At 61.5% G+C, this 24,234-nt stretch carries 24 protein-coding genes; 19 read left to right on the forward strand and 5 right to left on the reverse strand.

Going from position 1 to position 24,234, the window contains the following annotated elements:
* Nucleotides 1-31: 31 nt before the first annotated feature.
* Both ACI2KA_RS17210 and ACI2KA_RS17215 read left to right on the forward strand, forming a co-directional pair.
* Nucleotides 32-1,150, forward strand: coding sequence for a branched-chain amino acid ABC transporter substrate-binding protein (locus ACI2KA_RS17210; protein ID WP_404503676.1), 1,119 nt, complete (start codon nucleotides 32-34; stop codon nucleotides 1,148-1,150).
* A 124-nt stretch (nucleotides 1,151-1,274) separates the two neighbouring features.
* A complete protein-coding gene (locus ACI2KA_RS17215; protein ID WP_404503677.1) occupies nucleotides 1,275-1,991 on the forward strand; it encodes a polysaccharide deacetylase family protein in 717 nt (238 codons plus the stop codon).
* A 24-nt stretch (nucleotides 1,992-2,015) separates the two neighbouring features.
* On the opposite strand, the gene ACI2KA_RS17220 is transcribed toward ACI2KA_RS17215, so the two are convergent.
* From ACI2KA_RS17220 to ACI2KA_RS17240, 5 genes are all read right to left on the reverse strand, one after another.
* Nucleotides 2,016-2,540, reverse strand: a complete 525-nt coding sequence (locus ACI2KA_RS17220; RefSeq protein ID WP_404503678.1) for an AAA family ATPase — start codon at nucleotides 2,538-2,540, stop codon at nucleotides 2,016-2,018.
* A 276-nt stretch (nucleotides 2,541-2,816) separates the two neighbouring features.
* Nucleotides 2,817-3,746 (reverse strand): response regulator, encoded by a 930-nt coding sequence (locus tag ACI2KA_RS17225; protein WP_404503679.1) that lies wholly within the window; start codon nucleotides 3,744-3,746, stop codon nucleotides 2,817-2,819.
* Nucleotides 3,743-7,138, reverse strand: coding sequence for an ATP-binding protein (locus tag ACI2KA_RS17230; RefSeq protein ID WP_404503680.1), 3,396 nt, complete (start codon nucleotides 7,136-7,138; stop codon nucleotides 3,743-3,745). The genes ACI2KA_RS17225 and ACI2KA_RS17230 overlap by 4 nt, the downstream gene beginning before the upstream one ends.
* Before the next feature lie 31 nt (nucleotides 7,139-7,169).
* On the reverse strand, nucleotides 7,170-7,940 hold the full coding sequence (locus ACI2KA_RS17235; protein WP_404503681.1) for an SDR family oxidoreductase: 771 nt from the start codon (nucleotides 7,938-7,940) through the stop codon (nucleotides 7,170-7,172).
* A gap of 210 nt (nucleotides 7,941-8,150) precedes the next feature.
* Entirely contained in the window at nucleotides 8,151-9,185 is a 1,035-nt protein-coding gene (locus tag ACI2KA_RS17240) for a glutamine synthetase beta-grasp domain-containing protein (protein WP_003520621.1), read from the reverse strand.
* Between the two features lie 480 nt (nucleotides 9,186-9,665).
* Here ACI2KA_RS17240 and ACI2KA_RS17245 point away from each other — a divergent pair, with 480 nt between their 5' ends.
* From ACI2KA_RS17245 to ACI2KA_RS17325, 17 genes are all read left to right on the forward strand, one after another.
* Entirely contained in the window at nucleotides 9,666-9,872 is a 207-nt protein-coding gene (locus tag ACI2KA_RS17245; protein ID WP_404503682.1) for a DUF2735 domain-containing protein, read from the forward strand.
* A 494-nt stretch (nucleotides 9,873-10,366) separates the two neighbouring features.
* Nucleotides 10,367-11,656, forward strand: a complete 1,290-nt coding sequence (gene urtA, locus ACI2KA_RS17250; protein ID WP_404503683.1) for an urea ABC transporter substrate-binding protein — start codon at nucleotides 10,367-10,369, stop codon at nucleotides 11,654-11,656.
* A 287-nt stretch (nucleotides 11,657-11,943) separates the two neighbouring features.
* Nucleotides 11,944-13,557: an urea ABC transporter permease subunit UrtB gene (gene urtB, locus ACI2KA_RS17255; protein WP_404503684.1), complete on the forward strand. Its 1,614-nt coding sequence runs from the start codon at nucleotides 11,944-11,946 to the stop codon at nucleotides 13,555-13,557.
* Nucleotides 13,554-14,729 (forward strand): urea ABC transporter permease subunit UrtC, encoded by a 1,176-nt coding sequence (gene urtC / locus ACI2KA_RS17260; protein WP_404503685.1) that lies wholly within the window; start codon nucleotides 13,554-13,556, stop codon nucleotides 14,727-14,729. The genes urtB and urtC overlap by 4 nt, the downstream gene beginning before the upstream one ends.
* Before the next feature lie 7 nt (nucleotides 14,730-14,736).
* Nucleotides 14,737-15,498, forward strand: coding sequence for an urea ABC transporter ATP-binding protein UrtD (urtD, locus tag ACI2KA_RS17265; protein ID WP_404503686.1), 762 nt, complete (start codon nucleotides 14,737-14,739; stop codon nucleotides 15,496-15,498).
* A gap of 196 nt (nucleotides 15,499-15,694) precedes the next feature.
* Complete coding sequence (gene urtE, locus ACI2KA_RS17270; protein ID WP_404503687.1) at nucleotides 15,695-16,390, forward strand: urea ABC transporter ATP-binding subunit UrtE; 696 nt, start codon at nucleotides 15,695-15,697, stop codon at nucleotides 16,388-16,390.
* 254 nt (nucleotides 16,391-16,644) lie between these two features.
* On the forward strand, nucleotides 16,645-17,898 hold the full coding sequence (locus ACI2KA_RS17275) for an alpha/beta hydrolase family esterase (protein WP_404503688.1): 1,254 nt from the start codon (nucleotides 16,645-16,647) through the stop codon (nucleotides 17,896-17,898).
* Nucleotides 17,805-18,656 carry an urease accessory protein UreD gene (locus tag ACI2KA_RS17280; RefSeq protein WP_404503689.1) on the forward strand — a complete coding sequence of 284 codons (852 nt, stop codon included), beginning with the start codon at nucleotides 17,805-17,807 and terminating at the stop codon, nucleotides 18,654-18,656. Before ACI2KA_RS17275 ends, ACI2KA_RS17280 begins: the two co-directional genes overlap by 94 nt.
* Before the next feature lie 107 nt (nucleotides 18,657-18,763).
* A complete protein-coding gene (locus tag ACI2KA_RS17285) occupies nucleotides 18,764-19,066 on the forward strand; it encodes an urease subunit gamma (RefSeq protein ID WP_063948239.1) in 303 nt (100 codons plus the stop codon).
* 10 nt (nucleotides 19,067-19,076) lie between these two features.
* Nucleotides 19,077-19,334 carry a DUF1272 domain-containing protein gene (locus ACI2KA_RS17290; RefSeq protein WP_404503690.1) on the forward strand — a complete coding sequence of 86 codons (258 nt, stop codon included), beginning with the start codon at nucleotides 19,077-19,079 and terminating at the stop codon, nucleotides 19,332-19,334.
* 19 nt (nucleotides 19,335-19,353) lie between these two features.
* Entirely contained in the window at nucleotides 19,354-19,659 is a 306-nt protein-coding gene (locus tag ACI2KA_RS17295) for an urease subunit beta (protein ID WP_404503691.1), read from the forward strand.
* A gap of 1 nt (nucleotide 19,660) precedes the next feature.
* Nucleotides 19,661-20,017, forward strand: coding sequence for a GFA family protein (locus ACI2KA_RS17300; protein ID WP_404503692.1), 357 nt, complete (start codon nucleotides 19,661-19,663; stop codon nucleotides 20,015-20,017).
* A 9-nt stretch (nucleotides 20,018-20,026) separates the two neighbouring features.
* Nucleotides 20,027-20,446: a lysozyme inhibitor LprI family protein gene (locus ACI2KA_RS17305; protein ID WP_404503693.1), complete on the forward strand. Its 420-nt coding sequence runs from the start codon at nucleotides 20,027-20,029 to the stop codon at nucleotides 20,444-20,446.
* A gap of 5 nt (nucleotides 20,447-20,451) precedes the next feature.
* Nucleotides 20,452-21,096 (forward strand): Urease operon accessory protein, encoded by a 645-nt coding sequence (locus ACI2KA_RS17310; protein WP_404503694.1) that lies wholly within the window; start codon nucleotides 20,452-20,454, stop codon nucleotides 21,094-21,096.
* Nucleotides 21,097-21,100: 4 nt separating this feature from the next.
* Nucleotides 21,101-22,810 carry an urease subunit alpha gene (ureC, locus tag ACI2KA_RS17315; protein ID WP_404503695.1) on the forward strand — a complete coding sequence of 570 codons (1,710 nt, stop codon included), beginning with the start codon at nucleotides 21,101-21,103 and terminating at the stop codon, nucleotides 22,808-22,810.
* Nucleotides 22,811-22,834: 24 nt separating this feature from the next.
* Nucleotides 22,835-23,491 (forward strand): TIGR02117 family protein, encoded by a 657-nt coding sequence (locus ACI2KA_RS17320; protein WP_404503696.1) that lies wholly within the window; start codon nucleotides 22,835-22,837, stop codon nucleotides 23,489-23,491.
* Nucleotides 23,492-23,651: 160 nt separating this feature from the next.
* Nucleotides 23,652-24,188 carry a peroxiredoxin gene (locus tag ACI2KA_RS17325; RefSeq protein WP_404503697.1) on the forward strand — a complete coding sequence of 179 codons (537 nt, stop codon included), beginning with the start codon at nucleotides 23,652-23,654 and terminating at the stop codon, nucleotides 24,186-24,188.
* Nucleotides 24,189-24,234: the final 46 nt, after the last annotated feature.

Below are 24,234 nucleotides of genomic sequence, written 5' to 3' on the forward strand. Positions count from 1 at the left end.
TCAACCCATCCAAGGAACTGGGAGTAAAGTAATGAAGAAGTCTCTTCTTTCCGCTGTCGCGCTGACCGCCATGGTCGCGTTCGGCGGTTCGGCCTGGGCCGATGTCGTGATCGCTGTCGGCGCACCGCTGACCGGCCCGAACGCTGCTTTCGGCGCTCAGATCCAGAAGGGTGCCGAACAGGCCGCGAAAGACATCAACGCCGCCGGCGGTATCAATGGCGAGCAGATCAAGATCGTGCTGGGCGACGACGTCTCCGACCCCAAGCAGGGTATTTCGGTCGCCAACAAGTTCGTTGCTGACGGCGTGAAATTCGTTGTCGGCCACTTCAACTCGGGCGTTTCCATTCCGGCTTCCGAAGTTTATGCCGAAAACGGCATTCTCGAAATCACGCCCGCCGCGACCAACCCGGTCTTCACCGAGCGTGGCCTGTGGAACACCTTCCGCACCTGCGGCCGCGACGACCAGCAGGGCGGCATCGCCGGCAAATATCTGGCCGACCACTTCAAGGACGCCAAGATCGCCATCATTCACGACAAGACCCCCTATGGTCAGGGCCTTGCCGATGAAACCAAGAAGGCCGCCAATGCGGCCGGCGTGACGGAAGTCATGTATGAAGGCGTTAACGTCGGCGATAAGGACTTCTCCGCGCTGATCTCCAAGATGAAGGAAGCCGGCGTTTCCATCATCTATTGGGGTGGCCTGCACACCGAAGCCGGTCTCATCATCCGCCAGGCGGCTGACCAGGGCCTGAAGGCCAAGCTCGTTTCGGGCGACGGCATCGTCTCGAACGAACTTGCCTCCATCGCCGGCGATGCCGTCGAAGGCACGCTCAACACCTTCGGCCCCGATCCGACGCTGCGCCCGGAAAACAAGGAACTGGTCGAGAAGTTCAAGGCCGCCGGCTTCAACCCGGAAGCCTACACGCTTTATTCCTATGCCGCGATGCAGGCGATTGCAGGCGCCGCAAAGGCCGCCGGCTCCGTGGAGCCGGAAAAGGTTGCCGAAGCCCTGAAGAAAGGCACTTTCCCGACCGCGCTCGGCGACCTCTCCTTCGACGAGAAGGGCGACCCGAAGCTTCCCGGTTACGTCATGTACGAGTGGAAGAAGGGGCCGGACGGCAAATACACCTACATCCAGCAGGGCAGCTAAGCCTTTGCGTGATGCGTTATCGAAGCCCGGCAGCGATGCCGGGCTTTTTGTTTGCGGTCTCGGCCACATTAGGGACAACAAGGCAGGAAACTAATCCTCTCGGGAACCGCAATGAGGGATAGCAATGACGACAAAGCGAGCCGTGTCCCTATTCCTCGTTCTCGCCGCGCTGGCGACGGTGCTCGTCGGCCTGCATGTTTTCAGCAAATCCCGCACGACGCAATTATTCGGCGGCATCATCGCAAGGGTCGAGACAGCGAGGCCGATGGTGGCGCTGACCTTCGACGATGGGCCGTCGGTGCGTTTCACGCCTAATGTCCTGGCGATCCTGAGGGAGCGTGGGGTAAAGGCGACTTTCTTTTTGACCGGTCAGGAGACCGAAGAGAATCTGCCGCAGGCGCGCATGATCGTCAACGAAGGACATCAGGTCGGCAACCATAGCTATACGCATTCCAATATGATGCTGATGGGGCCGGCGCGGATCGGGCAAGAGATCGAGCGCACCGATGCGGCTATTCGGACTGCTGGCTATGAAGGCGAGATCATGTTCCGCCCGCCCTATGGCAAGAAGCTGCTCACCTTGCCCTGGTATCTTTCCCGGCATGACCGGAAAACCATCATGTGGGATGTCGAGCCGGAATCGTTTCCCGATGTCGCCGAGGACGCGGCCGTCTTCGCAAAATACGTCATCGAGCAAACGAGAAACGGCTCGATCATCATCATGCATGTGATGTATCGAAGCCGCGAAGTATCCCGGCAGGCCTTGCCTTTGATCATCGACGGGTTGCGTCAACGCGGGTTTGAGTTTGTCACCGTCTCGCAATTGCTCGAAAATCGCTGAAGCCCACTCTCCTGCCAGAGCGTATCAGCCGATCCGTGTCAGAATAAAATCCGCGCGCTCGTCTATGCCGCATTTCGGAAGCACGGAAATATCGTAGCCAAGCTTGTCATAATCGCGGACCAGGCGCTCATATTCCTCGACCGCCGCATCGAAGCCATGCTTGCGCTCGCTGTCGCCCGTGTAGATTTCCGGCCATGGCGGGGTGAGGAAGACCAGACGGTTATAGCGGTGTGCAGCCCGCAGCGTCTCGATGAAGGCATCGCCATTTATATGACGAAGCGCTGAGGCAGCGTCGATCAGGCCGCGATCGAAGAAAACCGGGCCTTCCGACGGGGCGTTCTGCCGGTCTTCGAGGGCCATGGCGATGGCGCGGCGGGCGAATGCTTCAATGTCGATCCAAGGCAGGGCCGTGCCGCCATTGCGGTTTTCTTCGATGACGATGCGCCGGCCGGGCTCCTCCACGGTGGCGAAACCGCGTCGGGAAAGCTCGGCGAGAAGTGTGGATTTGCCGCCGCCGGAGCAGCCGGAAAGGATGATGAAACGGTCCATGGGATTTCTATCCTGTATTGGGTTCAGGTGGGTCGGACGGTGATTTTTGGGTTTGGGGTCGCGGCGTGTTTCTTCTCCCGCCGGGGAGAAGGTGGCCCTAAGGGTCGGATGAGGGGGCTACGTTGCCGGATTTCGGAGAGCTTGCCCCTCATCCCGCTGCCGCGGACTTCTCCCCCTCGGGGAGTAAAAACAAGGGGCGGGTGCTCACCCAATAAGCGGACATTGTGCACCCAAGCGGAAATATGTCGGGCGACCCTACCATAATAATGGCAGTCGTCACCCCTGATGCAGAATATGTGCCGCCCTGACCGCGGCCGAAGCGCGGTTTTCCACCCCGAGCTTCACATAGATCTGTTCCAGATGCTTGTTCACCGTTCTGGCGGACAGGCCGAGAATATCGCCGATATCGCGGTTGGACTTGCCCTTGGCGATCCACAGCAGCACTTCTGATTCCCGGGCGGTGAGGGAAAAATGCTCGCGCAGCAGGTGGTCGCCGGATTTTTCACTGGCGGCGGTCAGGCGGAAGAGGAATTCATCCGGACCCATCGCGCCGAGGAAAGACAGTTGCAAGGCGGGTCGTCCGGCCTCGGTGATCGTCAGCGGCGCGTCGCGGCCGGTTTCGGCTGCCGCCCTTTCGCCGAGCCAGCGGCCGATATGGCTGACGACGGTTTCCATGCCGTCATCGCGGCCGGTGGCGGCGTTGACGAGGCGCGTCGCCTGCGGCGTGGACCAGTGGATCGCGCCGCTGGCGCGCACGGCCAGCAGGTGGCGGCCGGCGGCATCGAGCGCCACACGGGCGCTCTGGGCCGAGCGGGCATTGGAGAGATGCACGCGGATGCGGGCGCGCAGCTCGTCGATATTGATCGGCTTGGTCAGATAATCGACACCGCCCGATTCCAGCGCCCGCACCACATGTTCGGTCTCGGTCAGCCCGGTCATGAAGATGACCGGCACCTGCGCCACCGCCGCATTGGCCTTCAGGCGTCGGCAGGTCTCGAAACCGTCCATGGCCGGCATGACGGCGTCGAGCAGGATGATATCGGGCGTGATGCGCTCGGCGATGTTGAGGGCGGCTTGTCCCGAGGTGGCGATAAGGGCGGAAAAGCCCGATTGCTCCAGCGCGTCGGTGAGGAAACCGAGCGCTTCCGGGCTGTCATCCACCAGCAATACGATGTCTCTCGGGGCCGCTGCCGCCTGACCGCTCATGCCTTGCCGTCTCCCGTGTCGTTATCCGCGAACCGCTTGAGAAAATGTGCGTAACCGGCCAGATCGAAGGCCTGCACATAGGTGCCGAGTTCCTGCGTGAAGGGCAGGTTTTCCGTATTGCGGGCGAGATCGGCGAGTTTCGCCTCGATGCCGCGTATGTAGCCTATTTCGCCGAGCCGCTGCAAATCCTGAATATGGATCGCACCCGGATGGATGATCTGCGGTGCGGGCTGCGGCGTGGGCTCCGGGGGCAGGTCGGTATCGTAAATCCATTTCAGGCCGAGATGCACGGCAAGCCTGTCGCAAAGGTGGCGGATATCGACGGGCTTGGCGATGGCGTCATTATGGTTGTCCTCGCCGGCGCCCGCCATGGTGCCGTCACCGATATTGGCAGACAGCATGATGAGCGGGGCGGTCTGGCCGGCTTCGCGCAGTTTCGTCACAAGCTGCCAGCCGGTCATGCCGGGCATGGAAATATCGATGAGGAAGAGATCGGGTTTCACGCCTTCGATCAGCGTCAGGCATTCCGGCCCGCTCTGGGCGGTCAGCACCACGAAATCGAGCGGTGCCAGCACCTGCCGCATCAGCTCGCGATGATCCTCGTTATCATCGACCACGACGATGGTGCGGCGCGGGCCGGAATAGGAGCGGATGGTCTTTTCCGCGGCCGGCGCGGTATTTGGCCGATGCACGGCCGAGAGCATCAGGCGCACGCGGAAGGTGGACCCCTCATCCTTTTCGCTGGAAACGGAAATCTCCCCGCCAAGCGTATTGGTCAGAAGCCGCGTGATGGTGAGGCCAAGGCCAAGGCCCGGCATGGGGCGCACGCTGTCTGCCTCGCCGCGCTGGAAGGGTTCGTAGATGCGGGCGAGGTCCTTCTGTGCAATGCCGCGGCCGGTATCGGCAACGGTGAAACTCGCGACCTGGCTGCGATAACCGACATCAAAGGTGACGGCGCCCTCATCGGTGAACTTGATGGCGTTGGAGAGCAGGTTGACGAGGATCTGGCGCAGCCGCTTTTCATCGGTGCGGACATATTGCGGCAGGGCGCGGGAGCGGTCATGGCGGAATTCCAGCCCCTTGGCCTGCGCCTGCGGGCGGAACATGTCGACGATCTGGTCGAGGAAATCCTGAATGTTGATCTCGTTGGAATAGACCTGCAGGCGGCCGGCCTCGATCTTGGAAATATCGAGAAGCCCGTCGATCAGGCCGGACAGGTGGTCGGCCGAGCGGCGGATGACCTTGATCGCCGATTGCCGGGGCGGGGGAATGGTCTCGTCGCGTTCGAGGATCTGGGCATAACCCAGGACGGCGTTGAGCGGCGTGCGCAATTCATGGCTGAGGCCGACGACATAACGGCTCTTGGCGCGGTTGGCGGCTTCCGCCGTCTCCTTGGCGTCCTGAAGGGCGGCGTCGGTCTTCTTGTGGGCGGCGATTTCTTTGAGCAACAGCGTGTTCTGGCGCGAGGACTCCTCTTCCGCCACCACCCGGCTGTCATGGGCAAGCACGAGGAACCAGCAGACGATGCCGGCAATGACGGCGAAGACGAAAAACACGATGAGGATGGTACGGTTCACCACATCGGCCGTTTCCGGCGAGGCGGTGCCGACCTGATGGGCGATCATCGCGAGAATGCCGCCGATGGCGGTGACGGCAATCGCCGCCGCCATGCCATAGCGCCCGAGCCGGGTGGCGAGCTTCGCCACCAGCTGCCTTGGCAGGAAGGTTTTTGCGACGGTGGCGACCTGATAATTGAGTTTGGCCTTCGGCTTGCACATGTCGTGGCAGCGGCTGTCCAGCGAGCAGCAGAGCGAACAGATCGGCGCGGCATAGGCCGGACACCAGGCCATGTCTTCCGGCTCGAAGGGGTGTTCGCAGATGGAGCAGGTGATGCTGGTCTCTTCGCGCCATTTCTGGCGCGGCTTGCGGGCGAGATAAAATTTGCCCTTCGTGCCCCATGCGATGAGCGGCGAGGCGATGAAGGCGACGATCAGCGTCAGATAGGGCGCGAGCGATGCGGCGAGCGGCCCGAAGGCGCCGAAATGCGCCATCAACGCAATGGTGGCCGAAAGCGCCATGGAACCGACGCCGACGGGGTTGATATCGTAGAGGTGGGCGCGCTTGAATTCGATGCCGGGTGGGGCAAGGCCAAGCGGTTTGTTGACGAAGAGATCGGCGGAGATGGTGCACAGCCACGCCATGGCGATGATGGAGAAGATGCCGAGCGTTTCTTCCAGCAGCCGGTAGATGCCGAGTTCCATCAGAAGCAGCGCAATCGCCACATTGAAGACCAGCCAGACGACGCGGCCGGGGTGGCTGTGGGTAAGCCGCGAGAAGAAATTCGACCAGGCGAGCGAACCCGCATAGGCATTCATGACGTTGATCTTCAGCTGCGAGACGACGACGAAGGCGACCATCAAAAGCATGGCGGCGGTCTCGTTGGGGATCATGTAACCGAAGGCGGTGAGATACATCTGCGCCGGATCGGCGGCGCGATCCACCGAGACGCCGGAACTGAAGGTCAGCACCACGAGGAAGGAGCCGGCGAGCAGCTTCGGCACGCCGACGACGACCCAGCCGGCGCCGGCCAGAAAGACGGCGAGGCGGTGGCGCAGCCGGCTCTGGCCTTCGGCCGGCAGGAAGCGCAGGAAATCCACCTGTTCGCCGATCTGCGACATCAGCGCCAGAATGACGGCGGAGGCCGCGCCGAATTCCACCAGATTGAAATCGGCGACGGTTCCCGGTGGGCCGGAGGCGTGGTGAATGCCGGCAAAGGCCCGCCAGAGATCGTATTTCTCCCAGTCCATCAAGGCGATGAAAACGAAGGGCAGAATGTTCAGCACGATCCAGAAGGGTTGGGTGACGATCTGGAACCGGCTGATGAGCCGCACGCCATGGGTGACGAGCGGAATGACCATGACGGCCGAGATGATGTAGCCGATCCAGAGCGGAATGCCGAGCGCCAGTTCCAGCGCCCCGGACATGATCGACGCCTCGATGGCGAAGAGCATGAAGGTGAAGGCGGCATAGATCAGCGAGGTGATGGTGGAGCCGATGTAACCGAAGCTTGCACCGCGTGTCAGAAGATCGATATCGACGCCGTGGCGGATGGCATAACGGCTGATCGGCAGACCGACGGCGAGCATGGCGACGGCGGCGACGAGGATGGCGTAAAAGGCGTTGGTGGTGCCGTAGGAAAGCGTGATCGCGCCGCCGATGGCTTCCAGCGCCAGAAAGGAAATCGCACCGATGGCGGTGTGGGAGATGCGGTTGGAGGAAAATTGCCGGGCGCTCTTGGCGGTGAAGCGCAACGCATAATCTTCCAGCGTCTGGTTGGCGACCCAGCGGTTATATTCGCGCCTGACGGGGATGATGCGTTGCCGTGCGGCCATGGCTATCGAGCGCCTTTCCGCAAGCGGCCTCTCACAGCCGCACCGACATGCCGCCATCCACCGTCAGCACATGGCCGTTGACGAAGGAGGCCGCGTCGCTGGCCAGAAACAGCGCCGCACCGGCGATTTCATCCGGACGGCCCCAGCGCTCCAGCGGCACGCGCAGCTTGGCGAAGGCCACCATCTCAGGGTTTTCGGAGAGCGCGGCATTGGTTTCGGTGGCGAACATGCCGGGCGCTATGGCGTTGCTGGTGATGCCGCGTGCGCCGTATTCCACGGCGATTGCGCGCATCAGCCCGGTCAGCCCCTGCTTGGCGACGGGATAGATGGCATCGCCCGGCCGGACGATGTGGCCGAGAATGGAAGTGATGGTGATGATGCGGCCGTAACCGTTGGTGTTCATCGCCTCTGCCGCATCCCGCGACAGCGAGACGGAGGAGGTGAGGTCGGTGCGGATCAGCTCCAGCACGTCTTCGTCGGTAAATTCGGCAAGCGGCCGGCGGTCGCGCGCGCCGACATTGTTGACGAGAATATCGAGATGGCCAAATTCATCCATGATACGGCGGACAAGGGCGTTTCCCGCGGCCGTATCGGCAATATCGAAGGCGGCGTAATCGGCCTTGCCGCCGGCCTTGCGCAACGTGTCGACCGCCTGTTGCAGCGTTTCGGCATTGCGGCCGGTCAGCCACACATGCGCGCCGGCTTCTGCAAAGGCGCCGGCAATTTCAAAACCGAGGCCGCGACCGCTGCCGGTGATGATGGCCGTGCGGTTTTTCAGAGAAAATTTGTCGAGAATGCCCATCGCTCACCTTCTTGCTTCAGGGCATCGGCGCGGAAACATGCAGCTGTTTGCCGAATATGCGATGCCATTGTTGAAAGCCGCGCACTCCGTCGGCGCGTCGGAAGATTATGCCGCGTGCGGCGGCTGGCGAAAGGTCGCCCCGGCCTCCGGCCGTTCGGTGGACACAAAAATGGCGTCGCCCGGGTTCGGGCGACGCCATGTCTTTATCAATCAGGCAGCTGCCGACTTTGCCAGCGGCACTTCCGCGATCGTCTTCAGAACGACGGAAGCGATCTGGTAAGGGCACCCTTGAGAGTTCGGACGACGGTCTTCGAGGTAACCCTTGTAACCGTTGTTGACGAAGGAATGCGGAACGCGGATCGAGGCGCCACGGTCGGCAACGCCGTAGGAGAACTTGTTCCACGGAGCGGTTTCGTGCTTGCCGGTCAGGCGCAGGTGGTTGTCCGGACCGTAAACGTCGATGTGCTCTTTCCAGTTCTTGGCAAAAGCGGCCATGAGGGCTTCGAAATAGTCCTTGCCGCCAACTTCGCGCATGAACTTGGTGGAGAAGTTGCAATGCATGCCCGAACCGTTCCAGTCGGTGTCGCCGAGCGGCTTGCAATGGAATTCGACGTCGATGCCGTACTGTTCGCAAAGACGCAGCAGCAGGTAACGGGCGATCCAGATCTGGTCGGCGGCGCGCTTGGAGCCCTTGCCGAATACCTGGAATTCCCACTGGCCCTTGGCCACTTCGGCGTTGATGCCTTCGTGGTTGATGCCGGCTTCGAGGCAGAGGTCGAGGTGCTCTTCAACGATTTCGCGGGCAACCGAACCGACATTCTTGAAGCCGACGCCAGTGTAATAAGGACCCTGCGGAGCCGGATAACCCTGTTCCGGGAAGCCGAGCGGGCGGCCGTCCTGGTAGAAGAAATATTCCTGTTCGAAACCGAACCATGCATCTTCGTCGTCGAGGATGGTGGCGCGGCTGTTCGAAGCATGCGGGGTGACGCCGTCCGGCATCATGACTTCGCACATGACGAGTGCACCGTTGGAGCGGGCCGGATCAGGATAGATCGCGACGGGCTTCAACACGCAATCCGACGAGTGGCCTTCGGCCTGCTGCGTGGAGGAGCCATCAAAGCCCCAGAGCGGCAGCTGCTCGAGTGTCGGGAATTCGTCGAATTCCTTGATCTGGGTCTTGCCGCGCAGGTTGGGGACCGGCTTGTATCCGTCCAGCCAGATGTACTCGAGTTTGAACTTAGTCATTACGAACCTCTCATAGGTAACAATGCGAAGCCTTGAGGCCTCCCGTGGCTTTCAGCACGGCAAGCGCATTCGCGTTCAAGGGCTGTCCCCTTAGATGCATGCGGCGTGCCAGATTGGCGATGTTTGGCGATTTTTTCGAAAAATCTTTCAGAGGGTCTGGCGCGCAGGGCCTGGGTTATCGCGCCCGCCTGTTTCTGTTGCACTGCAGTGGGCAAATTCACCCCTGATGTTTCATCATTGAATCCTGATAGATAGCCGGTGTCCTCGCGGAAAATGCCCTGCTGCGGTGCAATGATTTCAATTGCGCGCGAGGGATTGGCATTTGCCCCAAAAACCGGCGCTTTCGGAATGGTTTTTCTTGTAGATGAGACGATTAATGCCTATATTTTTCGCAACGTGATTTTTTTTTAATCAAACGGAGCGAATCCGGCGCTTGTTGGTTTGCTCCAGAGATAAGTGCTTCGATGCAAACAGAGTGAGATGACCGATATGGCAACTGGCTTTCATCGCGAGACGGCAACGATCTATCAATTCCCGGTCGGCGGGCGCGCGGGTGTTTCCAAGTTCCGCAACGGCGGGCTGAGTGAGCTTGAACGCGAGGCGCGGGAGCCGCATGTGGATTTCGGCTCCTGGTATCATGACGATGCGATCCGCGACGAAGAGCGGGACGGCAAGCCGCATTCGTGATGTGAGACCGTGCCGCAGGCTTCTTCTCCCCGAGGGGGAGAAGGTGGCCCGAAGGGTTGGATGAGGGGGCTAGCTCTCCGAATATCTCCACCTTCGCCCCCTCATCCCGCTGCCGCGGACTTCTCCTCGGCGGGGAAAAGAAACAAGCGGGAAACTATCGTTCCGTTTTTTTGAGCTTGGGCGGTTTGCCCCTATGCCTATACTTTCGATCCATCACTCGGCGTCATCCTCGGGCTTGACCCGAGGATCCCCCCTTTCGAGCAGCCATGGATCCTCGCCTCAAGGGCGAGGATGACGGCGAATGAATTGCGGCACCGCGTCGAGCGCTGGCACTGAATTCACCTACCCCAACCCCCCACTGCACCTTTCGCCACCCCGCCTACGTCAATTGACGTATACGGTTTCGCCTCCGCGAGATCGATAGTCCCTCCCAGCAGTGGCCGCAGATGCTGCTGAGCCTCGACGAGAGGCCAACAAGGAGAGGGGTTCTTCCGATGATGTTCCGCAAGACGCTTAGTGCCGCGCTGCTTGGCGCGATCCTGTCCACCACCGCCTTCCACGGCGCCTTTGCCGCAGACGACACCATCAAGGTCGGCGTGCTGCATTCGCTGTCCGGCACCATGGCGATTTCAGAAACGACGCTGAAGGACGCCATGCTGATGCTCATCGACGAGCAGAACAAGAAGGGCGGCGTGCTCGGCAAGAAACTCGAAGCCGTGGTGGTCGATCCGGCCTCCGACTGGCCGCTTTTCGCCGAAAAGGCCCGCCAGCTGATTTCGCAGGACAAGGTTGCCGCCGTGTTCGGCTGCTGGACGTCGTCCTCGCGCAAATCCGTCCTGCCGGTCTTCGAAGAGCTGAACTCGATCCTGTTCTATCCGGTTCAGTACGAGGGCGAAGAATCCTCGCGCAACATCTTCTATACGGGTGCGGCCCCCAACCAGCAGGCCATTCCGGCCGTCGATTACCTCGCCAATACCGAAGGCGTCGAGCGCTGGGTTCTGGCCGGTACGGACTATGTCTATCCGCAGACCACCAACAAGATCCTGAAGGCCTACCTGATGTCGAAGGGCGTCAAGGAAGAGGACATCATGATCAACTACACGCCGTTCGGTCATTCCGACTGGCAGACGATCGTCTCCGACATCAAGAAATTCGGCTCGGCCGGCAAGAAGACCGCCGTGGTCTCCACCATCAACGGTGACGCCAACGTGCCTTTCTACAAGGAACTGGCGAACCAGGGCATCAAGGCGGAAGACATTCCGGTCGTCGCCTTCTCCGTGGGTGAAGAGGAACTGGCCGGTCTCGATACCGCGCCGCTGGTCGGCCACCTTGCCGCCTGGAACTACTTCCAGTCCGTCGATGCGCCCATCAATGCCGAGTTCATCAAGACCTGGCATGCGTTTACGAAAAACGACAAGCGCGTGACCAACGACCCGATGGAAGCCGCCTATATCGGCTTCAACGCCTGGGTAAAGGCCGTGGAATCCGCCGGCACCACCGATACGGACAAGGTTCTCGACTCGATCATCGGCGTTTCTGTGCCGAACCTTTCGGGCGGTTACTCCACAGTCATGCCGAACCACCACATCACCAAGCCGGTGCTGATCGGCGAAATCCAGGCCGACGGCCAGTTCGAGATCGTCCAGCAGACGCCGCAGGTGGTGGGTGACGAATGGTCGGACTACCTGCCGGACTCGAAGGATCTGATTTCGGATTGGCGGAAGCCGATGTCTTGCGGCAACTTCAACGTGGCGACGGGCAAGTGCGGCGGCAAGGGTAGCTGATAGCGGGGGTGGGTGCCGCTCCCTCTTCGTTGGGGGCGGTGCTTCAATAGTTGAAAACTGAACAAGCGTGCCCCCCTCTGCCCTGCCGGGCATCTCCCCCACAGGTGGGGAGATCGACTCGTGGCTCGGCCCCGCATTTCTCTTCGGTTGAGATAGAGCGATGCGAGCGCACCTTGCCGATCTCCCTCCTTGTGGGGGAGATGCCCGGCAGGGCAGAGGGGGGTAAAGCCGCATACTCAAGCCGCGCCACACAAACGCCCCGTCGTCAAACGCCCAAGGACCCCGACATGACGATCCGATCTTTTCTCGGAGCCATCTTCCTCTGGCTCACCATGGGGATCGCTGCCCACTCCTTCGCCCAGAGTGATCCGAAGGCGCTGATCGACCAGCTCGGCACGGCGGATTTCAAAGCGGCCGAAGCGCTGATCGGGCAGATCGCCGCCACCGGCGATGCACGCGTGGTTCCGGCGCTCGAGGCTTTTGCGGCGGGCGATCTTTATGTGCGCAAGGCCGACAATCTGGTGTTCATGACCAAGCCGGCGGGCTCCAATTTCACGCTCATCGACCCGCTGACCGGCGAAAGCGCCGGTGAAGCGCCGAAGGCGGCGGTTACCAAGATCAAGGTCAACAACAATCTGCGCCGCGTCATCCGCGCAGCCCTTGGCGGTTTGACCCTGCTCAGCCCGGAAAAATCCGTGCGGCTTTCCGCCGCCGATGCGGTTCTCAAAGCGCCGAGCGCCGAAAATCTCGAATTGCTGGAAGCGGCCATATCAAGGGAAACCGATCAAGAGGTGCGGACCCGGATGGAGGAGGCGCGGGCTGTCTCGCTGCTCTCCTCCGACCGTCCGCTGGAGGCGAAGAGGCAAGCGATCGCCACCATCAAGAACCTGGGCGGCCGCGACGCCATCGGCATTCTCATGGCGGCGTCGCCTTCCGTGGATCAGAGCCTGAAACCGGATATCGACAGCGCCATATCGAGCATCGAAAGCTCCCTTGCCTTCTGGGATTATGCGCAGAATATCTGGTACGGCCTGTCGCTCGGTTCCGTGCTGCTGCTCGCCGCCATCGGCCTTGCCATCACCTTCGGCGTGATGGGCATCATCAACATGGCGCATGGCGAGATGGTGATGATCGGCGCCTATTCCACCTTCATGGTGCAGGAGGTGATCCGCAGCCATTTCCCCGGCCTGTTCGACTGGTCGCTCGCCATCGCCTTGCCCGCCGCCTTTCTGGTCACGGCCTGCGTCGGGCTTGTCATGGAGCGCGGTATCATCCGTTTCCTTTATGGACGCCCTCTTGAAACGCTGCTCGCCACCTGGGGCATCTCGCTCATCCTGCAACAGGGCGTGCGCTCCATCTTCGGCCCCACCAACCGGGAAGTCGGCAGCCCCAGCTGGATGTCCGGCTCCTTCAGCGTCGGTTATCTCAATTTCACCTGGAACCGGGTGTGGATCGTCTGTTTTTCGCTCTCGGTGTTCTTCGCATTGCTGGTGCTCTTGAAGCGCTCCGCCTTTGGCCTGCAGATGCGCGCCGTGACGCAGAACCGCCGCATGGCCTCCTCCATGGGCATCCGCACCCCCTGGGTGGACGCCTTCACCTTCGCGCTCGGCTCCGGCGTTGCCGGTCTTGCCGGTGTGGCGCTCTCGCAGATCGACAATGTCTCGCCCAATCTCGGCCAGAGCTACATCATCGACAGTTTCATGGTGGTGGTGTTCGGCGGTGTCGGCAATCTCTGGGGAACTTTGGTCGGGGCGCTGTCGCTCGGCGTGCTCAACAAGTTTCTCGAGCCGACGGTGGGCGCCGTGCTCGGCAAGATCCTCGTGCTCGTCCTCATCATCCTGTTCATCCAGAAGCGGCCGCGCGGTCTCTTCGCACTCAAGGGAAGGGCGATCGAAGCATGATTACCGGCTTCCTCCTGCGCGCGCTCGATCGCCGCATTTCCATCGCCATCGGCATCATACTGGCCATCGCCGTGCTGGTGCCCGCCTCCAACCTGCTCCTGCCGGAGGGTAGTGCATTCCGGATCCCGACCTATATCATGTCGATGCTCGGCAAATATCTGGCCTATGCGCTCTTGGCGCTGGCGCTCGATCTCGTCTGGGGTTATTGCGGCATTCTCTCGCTCGGCCACGCCGCCTTCTTCGCGCTCGGCGGTTATGCCATGGGCATGTATCTGATGCGGCAGATCGGCACGCGCGGGGTTTATGGCCATCCGGTGCTGCCCGATTTCATGGTGTTCCTCAACTGGAAGGAACTGCCGTGGTTCTGGCACGGCTTCGACATGTTCTGGTTTGCGGCGCTGATGGTGCTTGTCGTGCCGGGGCTGCTCGCCTTCGTGTTCGGCTGGTTCGCCTTCCGCTCGCGCGTCAACGGCGTTTATCTGTCGATCATCACCCAGGCCATGACCTATGCCCTGCTGCTTGCCTTCTTCCGCAACGACATGGGTTTTGGCGGCAATAACGGCCTCACCGATTTCAAGGATATCCTCGGCTTTTCCGTGCAGGCGGATGGCACGCGCGCCGTGCTGTTTGCCATGACGGCCGTGATGCTGGCGCTGTCGCTGCTGATTGCGTCGGGCATCGTCAATTCCAAATTCGGCAAGGTGCTGGTGGGCGTGCGCGATGCCGAAAGCCGGGTGCGTTTCCTCGGTTTCAGGGTGGAAAACATCAAGCTTTTCACCTTTGTTGTGTCGGCCATGATGGCGGGCATTGCCGGCGCGCTGTTCGTGCCGCAGGTGGGCATCATCAATCCCGGCGAATTTTCCCCCGCCAACTCCATTGAAGTCGTGGTGTGGACGGCGGTGGGCGGGCGCGGCACGCTGATCGGGCCGATCATCGGCGCGCTGCTGGTCAATGGCGGCAAGAGTTATTTCACCGGCGCTTTCCCGGAATTCTGGCTGTTTGCGCTGGGCGGGCTCTTCATTGCGGTGACGCTGTTCTTCCCCAAGGGCATTGTCGGCACCCTGCAGCATTATCTGGCCGGGCGGCGCGAAAAGCGGGTTGCGCTTGCGGCAGGCGACGCACGGCCGGGCAATGACGGCGGTTCGACAGTGGCGCAACAGGCGGCGGAGTGAGGCGGATATGAACACGGTTTCCGAAAACAGAACAAAAAGCCTGCTTTATCTCGACGGCGTCTCCGTCTCCTTCGATGGTTTCAAGGCGTTGAATTCCCTCTCCTTCGTGGTGGAGCCGGGCGAACTGCGCGCCATCATCGGCCCGAACGGCGCCGGCAAGACGACGATGATGGACATCATCACCGGCAAGACGCGGCCGGATACCGGCACGGTGCTGTTTGAAGACAGTATCGACCTCACCAAAAAGGACGAGGCGGATATCGCCCAGCTCGGCATCGGGCGGAAATTCCAGAAACCGACGGTGTTCGAAAGCCATACCGTCTGGGACAATCTGGAACTGGCGCTGAACCGCAAGCGCGGCGTCTTCGCGACGCTGTTCTACCGGCTGACCGAAGAGGACAAGGCCCGCATCGAGGACATCCTCGCCACCGTGCGCCTCGGCCACCGCCGCGGCGATCTCGCCGCCAATCTCTCGCACGGCCAGAAACAATGGCTGGAAATCGGCATGCTGCTGGCGCAGGAGCCGAAGTTGCTTTTGGTTGACGAGCCGGTGGCCGGCATGACCGATGCGGAAACGGCCGAAACCGCCGTGCTTTTGAAGGAAATCGCCAAGACCCGCTCTGTGGTGGTGGTGGAGCATGACATGGGCTTCATCCGCGAACTGGGGGTGAAGGTGACGTGCCTTGCCGAAGGCTCGGTGCTGGCGGAAGGGTCGATCGATTTCGTGTCGAGCGATCCGAAGGTGATCGAGAATTATCTGGGGCGGTGATGGAAGCGTCTGCGTTCGCCATACCCCCCTCTGCCCTGCCGGGCATCTCCCCCTCAAGGGGGGAGATCAGATGCCGCATCCGCCCGTTCCATGGGCAGAGTTTTCGCCGCTTGCCGATCTCCCCCCTTGAGGGGGAGATGCCCGGCAGGGCAGAGGGGGGTAACGCCGCCCACTACAGCGCTGATGGAGTGACAAAATGCTAAATGTCGAAAACATCAACCTCCACTACGGCGCGGCGCAAGCCCTGCGCGGTGTGTCGCTGAAGGCGGAGATGGGCAAGATCACCTGCGTCCTCGGCCGCAACGGCGTCGGCAAAAGCTCGCTTCTGCGGGCCGTCACCGGTCAGCAGGTCACCAGTGCCGGCACCATCCGTTTCGGCGATGCGACGCTCGACGGGCTGGCGCCTTATCAGCGGGCCAAGCGCGGTGTCGGTTATGTGCCGCAGGGGCGTGAAATCTTTCCGCTGCTCAGCGTGCAGGAGAATCTGGAGAGCGGTTATGCGCCGCTGCCGCGCAAGGAGCGCTTCATCCCGGACGATATTTTCAGCCTGTTTCCGGTGCTGCAATCCATGCTGTCACGGCGCGGCGGCGATCTCTCCGGCGGTCAGCAGCAGCAGCTCGCCATCGGCCGGGCCTTGGTGACGCGGCCGAAGATCCTCGTTCTCGACGAGCCGACCGAGGGCATCCAGCCGTCGATCATCAAGGATATCGGCCGGGCGATCAAATATCTGCGCGATTCCACTGGCATGGCCATCCTGCTGGTCGAGCAATATCTGGATTTCTGCCGTGAACTTGCCGATTACGTCTACATCATGGACAGGGGCGAAATCGTGCATGAGGGGCTGGCCGAGACGCTGGATACGCCGGAAGCGCGGCGTCATCTGACAGTATAATTGCAGACTAAAAGAGCTGCATGCCGATCACGGCGTGCAAACGGCCGATTAATATTTTGAAAGCCTATGCGTCTCGACATGGCTTTTATGCGCAATTTTAGCATTTCATTGAATAATTGCCTGTGATATTGGCAGCGAAAATGCTGCATGCGAGACACAGGAAAAGTCTATTCGCACGCCGCGACAGTTGATCCCTTACATTCCATGCACATCCGACGTATCGTCGGAGACAGAGTGCCAATAAAGGCGTGTCAATGATTCCAGACTTTGCAATTGGCCGGGCTGCCCGGTTGTTCCGCTCCGCCCGCATCCTGGTTCTTGGCCTTGCAATGTGCGCGAGCGCCGGTGTCGCAGCGTCGGCATCGACCTGCGGCCAGTTGCCCGGACCCGGCATGGAACCGGGCCGGCATGATTTTTCCATTCTCTCCAGTGGAGAGAAACGCGACGGCGTCTATTTTGTTCCCTCCGCCTATGACGGAAAAAAGCCGCTGCCGGTGGTGTTTGATTTTCATGGCTCCAACAGCAATCCGCATGGGCAACTGAACCGCAGCGGCTGGGACAAGCTTGCCGAGCGCGACGGTCTCGTGGTGGTGGCGCTGGCCGGCAGCCTGAACGGCGAATTGCCCGGCACCCATGCCTGGAACGTTCCCGGCGTCACCAAGCGTCCGGGCGGCCTGGATGAAGTCGGTTTCATTCGCGACGCCATCGCCATGGTCAAGGGCAGGTTCTGCGTGGACGAGGAGCGCTTTTACGGTTCGGGTTATTCCGGCGGCGGGCGCATGCTGTCGCAATTCATCTGCAATGGCAGCGCGGATTTTGCCGCTGCCGGTTTCGTCGCCTCGCTGCGCGCCGGTTATCCGCTGGAGACCGAAGGCAAATGGGGGCCGGATGCGGCAAGCTGCACGCCTGCCAGGCCGATGTCGATCATCGCCTTTGCGGGCTTGAAGGATCCTGCCAACCCCTATCAGGGCGGCGGCAAGTCTTACTGGCAATATGGCGGCGAGACGGCACTGAAGCGCTGGGCCGAAATGGACGGCTGCAAGGGCGCTGCCAAAAGCAAGGTGGGCGAGAGCTTCACCGTCAATTCTTACGATGTCTGCAAGGCCGGTGCACGCATCCAGTCCTATGTCATCGAGAACTGGGACCACGCCTGGCCGCGCGCCACCATGAAGGCGGAAGTGCTGGCCGCAAGCGCCGTCGTCACCCGCAAGCCGGGCGGCGAGCAGACGCCGAAGGCCGAACCCGCCGTGGAACGCAAGATGCCCACAGGCGAAGTGACACGCACGGTTGATGCGGCCGAAAGAATGTGGGATTTCTTCCGCAACACGGAAGGGCAGATGGTGGTGGACGCCGTCGTCAAGAAGGATTGCGGCGCCAAGGCCGCATCCGCTTCCGCAACCGCTTCGGAGACCGCGTGCAGCACCAACAGCAAGCCATCGGCGCTTCCGGTTGCGAAGACGCTCAACCTGTCCGGCCGCAGCGCGCCCGTGGCAGAGGACGCATTGTAACCAAGGCGGTTGAAGGGCGCAGCCGGCTGGACGAACTCTTCCAGGAAGGCTGTGCCAAAATCCGCCTGCCGGAAACCTTTTCGAATGAAGCCGAAGCCATTCTCATCAATTCTTCCGGTGGCTTGACCGGCGGAGACGAGATCGAGTGGCAGGCGATCGCCGGTGCCGGCACGTCGCTTGTCGTCACCACCCAGGCCTGCGAGAAGGTCTACAAGGCATCATCCGGCACCGCCACTGTCACCGCCCGCGTTTCCGCCGGGCCGGGCGCCAGATTGCATTGGCTGCCGCAGGAAACCATCCTCTTCGAGCGGGCATCGCTCACCCGCCGGCTGGAAGCCGATCTCGACGCCTCTTCCGAATTCATCGCCGTCGAAGCCGTGCTGCTTGGCCGTCAGGCCATGGGCGAGGCGATGACGCACGGGCTTTTTCGCGACCGCTGGCGCATTCGCCATGGCGGCAGGCTGGTGCATGCCGAGGAGCTTCTGCTCGAGGGCGAGGTGGCGGAGCTGACCGCGAAGACGGCGGTTCTGGCCGGTCAGGTCGCCTTCGCCACGCTGCTTTACATCGGGCCTCTCTCCGAGGCGCTTCTGCCTAAAATCCGGGCGATTGCCGGGGAAAGCGGCGGCGCCAGCGAATGGCAGGGCAAGCTTGTGGTGCGCGTGGCCGCTGCCGATGGTTTCTCCTTGAGAAAATTGCTTTTTCCGATCATTTCGCTCTTGCGAAACGGCGCGCCAGTGCCGAAAGTCTGGAATCTGTAATCCCTTGGGATCGCCTCGTGGCGGGCATCCTTCGGGGTCTGTCAAATGTCGGATCTGATCTCCCGCAAAGCTGATTTGCGGGGCAGGTGCCAAGCTGCGGGACGACGATGAACCTTAGCCCAAGAGAAAAAGACAAGCTTTTGATTTCCATGGCCGCCATGGTGGCGCGTCGCCGGCTGGAGCGCGGCGTGAAGCTGAATTATCCCGAAGCGATTGCGCTGATTACCGATTTCGTGGTCGAGGGCGCGCGTGACGGCCGCGCCGTTTCCGACCTGATGGAAGCCGGCGCGCATGTGATTTCCCGCGATCAGGTGATGGATGGCATCGCCGAGATGATCCATGACGTGCAGGTGGAAGCGACCTTTCCCGACGGCACCAAGCTGGTGACCGTTCACGAACCGATCCGGTAAAGGAAAAGGCATGGCGCTGGAACTGAGGCCCAATTGCGAATGCTGCGACCGTGATCTTGCGCCCGACAGCCGGGATGCGATGATCTGCTCGTTCGAATGCACCTTCTGCGCCGATTGTGTAACCGGTGTGCTGCATGGCGCCTGCCCCAATTGCGGCGGCGAACTGGTGCGCAGACCCGTCCGCCCGGCGGAAAAACTCGTCAACAATCCCGCGTCGACACGGCGCGTCCTGAAGGCCGAAGGCTGCGCGGCTGCGAATGCCGCCTGAGACAGATAAGGGGAGCACCATGAAACCAGGCGAAATCATTGCCGCGGAAGGCACCATCGAACTCAATGCCGGCCAGCCGACGGTGACCATCGAAGTCGCCAATTCGGGCGACCGGCCGGTGCAGGTGGGCAGCCACTATCATTTCTTCGAGACCAATGCCGGGCTTATCTTCGATCGTGACAAGGCACGCGGCATGCGGCTCGACATTCCGGCGGGCACGGCGGTGCGTTTCGAACCCGGCCAGAAGCGGGAAGTGACGCTGGTGCCGCTGTCCGGCAAGCGCGAGGTTTACGGTTTTCGTCAGCAGGTCATGGGGAGGTTGTGAGATGGCCACGGCGCATTATCATGGAAGCTGCCAGTGCGGCGACGTCAGCTTCGAGGTCGATGCCGATCTCGATCATACCGTCATCTGCAATTGTTCGCGCTACAAGCGTCTGGGCTCCACGCTCGCCTTTGCACCACGCGAGAAATTCACCCTGCTTTCCGGTAAGGACAAGCTGAGCGAATATCTCTTCAACAAACACAAGATCCATCATTTTTTCTGCTCAACCTGCGGCATTGAGAGCTTTGCCTATGCCGATGGGCCTGACGGTACGCCCATGGTGGCGGTCAATGCCAATTGTCTCGATGGTGTCGATCCGCGGGCGCTGAAATCGCAGGCTTTCGATGGCGCGGCGGGCTGAGCGATGGCGATGAACCCGCAAAATTTCCGTTTGGCCGCCGCTGCGCTGCTGTTTCTGACAGGCGGCGCGGCAGGCCCGGCGCTTGCCGACGACGCGCCGGATTGCAAGGCGCCGCAGACGCAGGCGGATATGACCATCTGCGCCGGCAAGGACCATGAAAAGGCCGACAAGGATCTGAACGCCGCGTATCAGAAGCTTCGCAAGCAGCTTGCCGAGCGCGACAAGACAGCCGACGCAAGCAGCAAGGGTGCGACCGACGCTCTGGTGACGGCCCAGCGCGCATGGGTGGCGTTTCGCGACGCCAATTGCGCGCTCGCCGGTTTTCAGGCGCGTGGCGGTACGATGGAGCCGATGCTGATCGCTTCCTGCCTCGCCGATATGAGCAGCAAGCGCGCCGACGAATTGCGTCAGCTGTCGGAAGGTTTCTGAACGGCATGGGGCGGCGGATCATGATTGTCGGAAACGGGGAGCTGCCGCCGGGCGTGGCTGGTTTCATCGATCTGTCCGACATCGTCATCCGCTTTAATGATTGTCGCTCGCTCGGCGCCGGCGGCAGCCGCACGGATGTGGTGGCCGTCTGCAATACCGGGCGGCCGGGCCAGGAGATGACGGAAGACAGTGACTGGCGCGAAAGCGACGGCGTGCGGCAGGCCTCCGCGCTATGGTCGGTGCGCGATCCCGCGAAGTTTTCAGAAATGGAGTCGGGCATCCGCGCGCGCTGGCCGGAGCTCACCGATTTCTGCGCCGATTATACCGCCGGTTTTGCGGCCATCGCACGCGAAACCGGCAAGAGCCATATCGTCATTCCACGCGACGTGCATGAGCGCCTCGATGCGGCGCTCGCGGCCTATGCGCCAGCATCCTATGTCTGCCCCAGCACCGGCCTTGTTGCCATTGCCCATGTTCTCGAGAGCGTGAGCGGCGATGGTGACGAGGTGGCGATTGCCGGTTTCGGTCATCAGGGCTGGAGCGGTCATCCCTTTGCCGCCGAACAACAACTGGTCGAAGCCCTCTCAAACGAGGGCCGGCTGACACGAGTTTCTGCCACATCGATTTTCTCCGCGTCCCAAGGAGCCTGAGCCCATGCCTTACAAGATTTCCCGCGCCGCCTATGCCGGCATGTTTGGTCCGACCGTGGGCGACAGGGTGCGTCTTGCCGATACCGAACTCTTCATCGAGATCGAGAAGGACCACACGACCTATGGCGAGGAAGTGAAGTTCGGCGGCGGCAAGGTCATTCGCGACGGCATGGGCCAGAGCCAGGCGACACGGGCCGAGGGGGCGGTGGACACCGTCATCACCAATGCCGTCATCGTTGACCACAGCGGCATCTACAAGGCGGATGTGGGTCTGAAGAACGGTCGCATCCACGCCATCGGCAAGGCCGGCAATCCGGATACGCAGCCGGGGGTCACCATCATCGTCGGCCCGTCGACGGAGGCGATTGCCGGCGAAGGCAAGATCCTGACGGCCGGCGGCATGGACGCGCATATTCACTACATCTGCCCGCAGCAGATCGAGGAAGCGCTGATGAGTGGCATCACCTGCATGCTGGGCGGCGGCTCCGGTCCCGCCCACGGCACGCTTGCCACCACCTGCACCGGCGCATGGCATATCGAGCGGATGATCGAGAGCTTTGACGCCTTTCCGATGAATCTCGGCCTGGCGGGCAAGGGCAATGCCTCGCTGCCCGCGCCGCTCGAAGAAATGATCCTTGCCGGCGCATCGTCGCTGAAGCTGCATGAGGACTGGGGCACGACACCGGCCGCCATCGACAATTGCCTGACGGTGGCCGATCAATATGACGTGCAGGTGATGATCCACACCGACACGCTGAACGAGAGCGGTTTCGTGGAAGATACGGTGGCCGCCATCAGGGGCCGCACCATCCACGCCTTCCACACCGAAGGTGCGGGCGGCGGGCACGCGCCTGATATCATCAAGGTTTGCGGCAATCCCAACGTCATTCCCTCTTCCACCAATCCGACGCGACCCTATACCGTCAATACGCTGGCAGAACATCTGGACATGCTGATGGTGTGCCACCATTTGTCGCCCTCCATCCCCGAAGACATCGCCTTTGCCGAAAGCCGCATCCGCAAGGAGACCATCGCGGCGGAAGATATTCTCCACGATATCGGCGCGTTTTCGATCATCTCGTCGGACAGCCAGGCCATGGGCCGTGTCGGCGAGGTTGCGATCCGTACCTGGCAGACCGCCGACAAGATGAAGCGCCAGCGCGGCCGGCTGAAGGAAGAGACCGGCGAAAACGACAATTTCCGGGTGCGTCGTTACATTGCCAAATATACCATCAACCCTGCCATCGCCCAGGGCGTCAGCCATGAGATCGGCTCCATCGAAGTCGGCAAGCGCGCCGATCTGGTGTTGTGGAACCCGGCCTTTTTCGGCGTGAAGCCGGATATGGTGCTGCTCGGCGGGTCGATCGCCGCAGCGCCGATGGGCGATCCGAATGCCTCCATTCCCACACCGCAGCCGATGCATTACCGGCCGATGTTCGCGGCTTACGGCAAGCTGCGCACCAATTCCTCGGTCACGTTCGTTTCCCAGGCGTCGCTCGATGCCGGCCTTGCCCAGCGCCTCGGCGTTGCCAAAAAGCTGCTGCCGGTGAAGAATGTGCGCGGCGGCATTTCCAAGGCGTCGATGATCCACAATTCGCTCACCCCGCATATCGAGGTCGATCCGGAAACCTATGAGGTGCGGGCGGATGGCGAGCTTCTGACCTGCGAACCGGCCACGGTGCTGCCGATGGCGCAGCGTTATTTCCTCTACTGACGGGGTTTGGCGTTGGGAGCCGTCATGCGATGGATGGGCGCCGGCGTGCTGCTGGTCGGTCTGCTTCTGCTGCTCGGCGTGGTGGTGCCGCGCCCCTTTGCGGCGCATGACGGGAGCGATGGCGAAGGGCATCGCGAAATCCTGCTCTTGTCCAATCCGATCCATACGGATTTTGCGCTCAGGCTCGACGAGGATTTGCGGCGGGAATTTTCCGAACTGCGCGAAGCGGGTGTCGCAGTTGACAATCCGGCCGCCGCCTATCTGGTGGTCGGCTGGGGAGGCCGGTCTTTTTATACCCAGACGCCAACCTGGGCGGATTTGAAGCCGATGCCGGTGCTGCGCTCGCTGACACTGGATTCTTCGGTGATGCATGTGGATGTGGCGGGGGATTTTCCCGCCGGTTTCGCGGGCGTTCAGCGTCTTTCCGTCTCGGCTTCGGGATATGACCGGCTTGTCGCCGCCATTCGTGCAAGCTTCAAGCGGGACGGGGGCAGGGTGCAGCTGATACCGGGCGTTTCCTATAGTCTGACCGACGCATTTTTCGAGGCGAACGGCTGGTTCAATGCGTTTGCTGGCTGCAACAGCTGGTCTGCCGCCATGTTGCGGCAAGCCGGCATCCGGACCGGCTGGTGGACACCCTTGCCGCCCCTGCTGCGCTGGTCGGTGGCGCTGCACAACTGATCGTCCGGCGCTGCGGCGCTATGCGCATTTGACGTTTGGAAATCCGATTTTTTATGCTGCAGCGCAGCGTATCTTGCGCTATGAAGCGGCAAAGGAATTCCGCGCGGATCGATCCCAAGCGATGCGTGCAAAACCGCAGAGACAGATCAGGAGACAAGACATGCTCGGCAAAAAAGTGCCCGCCGTAACCTTCCGCACGCGCGTTCGCGACGAGGCCGTTGGCGGCCCCAACCCGTTCCGCTGGCAGGACATGACCTCCGACGATTATTTCAAGGGTAAGAAGGTCGTGCTGTTTTCGCTGCCGGGCGCCTTCACGCCGACCTGCTCGACCTACCAGCTTCCGGATTTCGAAAAGTTGGCGGGCGAATTCCGCGCGCTCGGCGTCGATGAGATCTATTGCCTGTCGGTCAACGATGCCTTCGTCATGAATGCCTGGGCCAAGGGCCAGAACCTTGAAAACGTCAAGGTCATTCCGGACGGTTCGGGTGAGTTCACCCGCAAGATGGGCATGCTGGTCGCCAAGGACAATCTCGGTTTCGGCATGCGCTCCTGGCGTTACGCCGCCGTCATCAATGACGGCTTGGTCGAGCAATGGTTCGAGGAAGAGGGTTATTCGGACAATTGCGAATCCGACCCTTACGGCGTTTCCGCACCGCAGAACATTCTTGAAAACCTCAAGGCACGCGCCGCGGCCTGATTTTGGTTTTACGATTTACGAAGGCCCGGCCGCAATGCCGGGCTTT

It is taken from the genome of Agrobacterium sp. NPDC089420 (genome assembly GCF_044900305.1).
In the GTDB taxonomy this organism is placed as follows: domain Bacteria; phylum Pseudomonadota; class Alphaproteobacteria; order Rhizobiales; family Rhizobiaceae; genus Agrobacterium.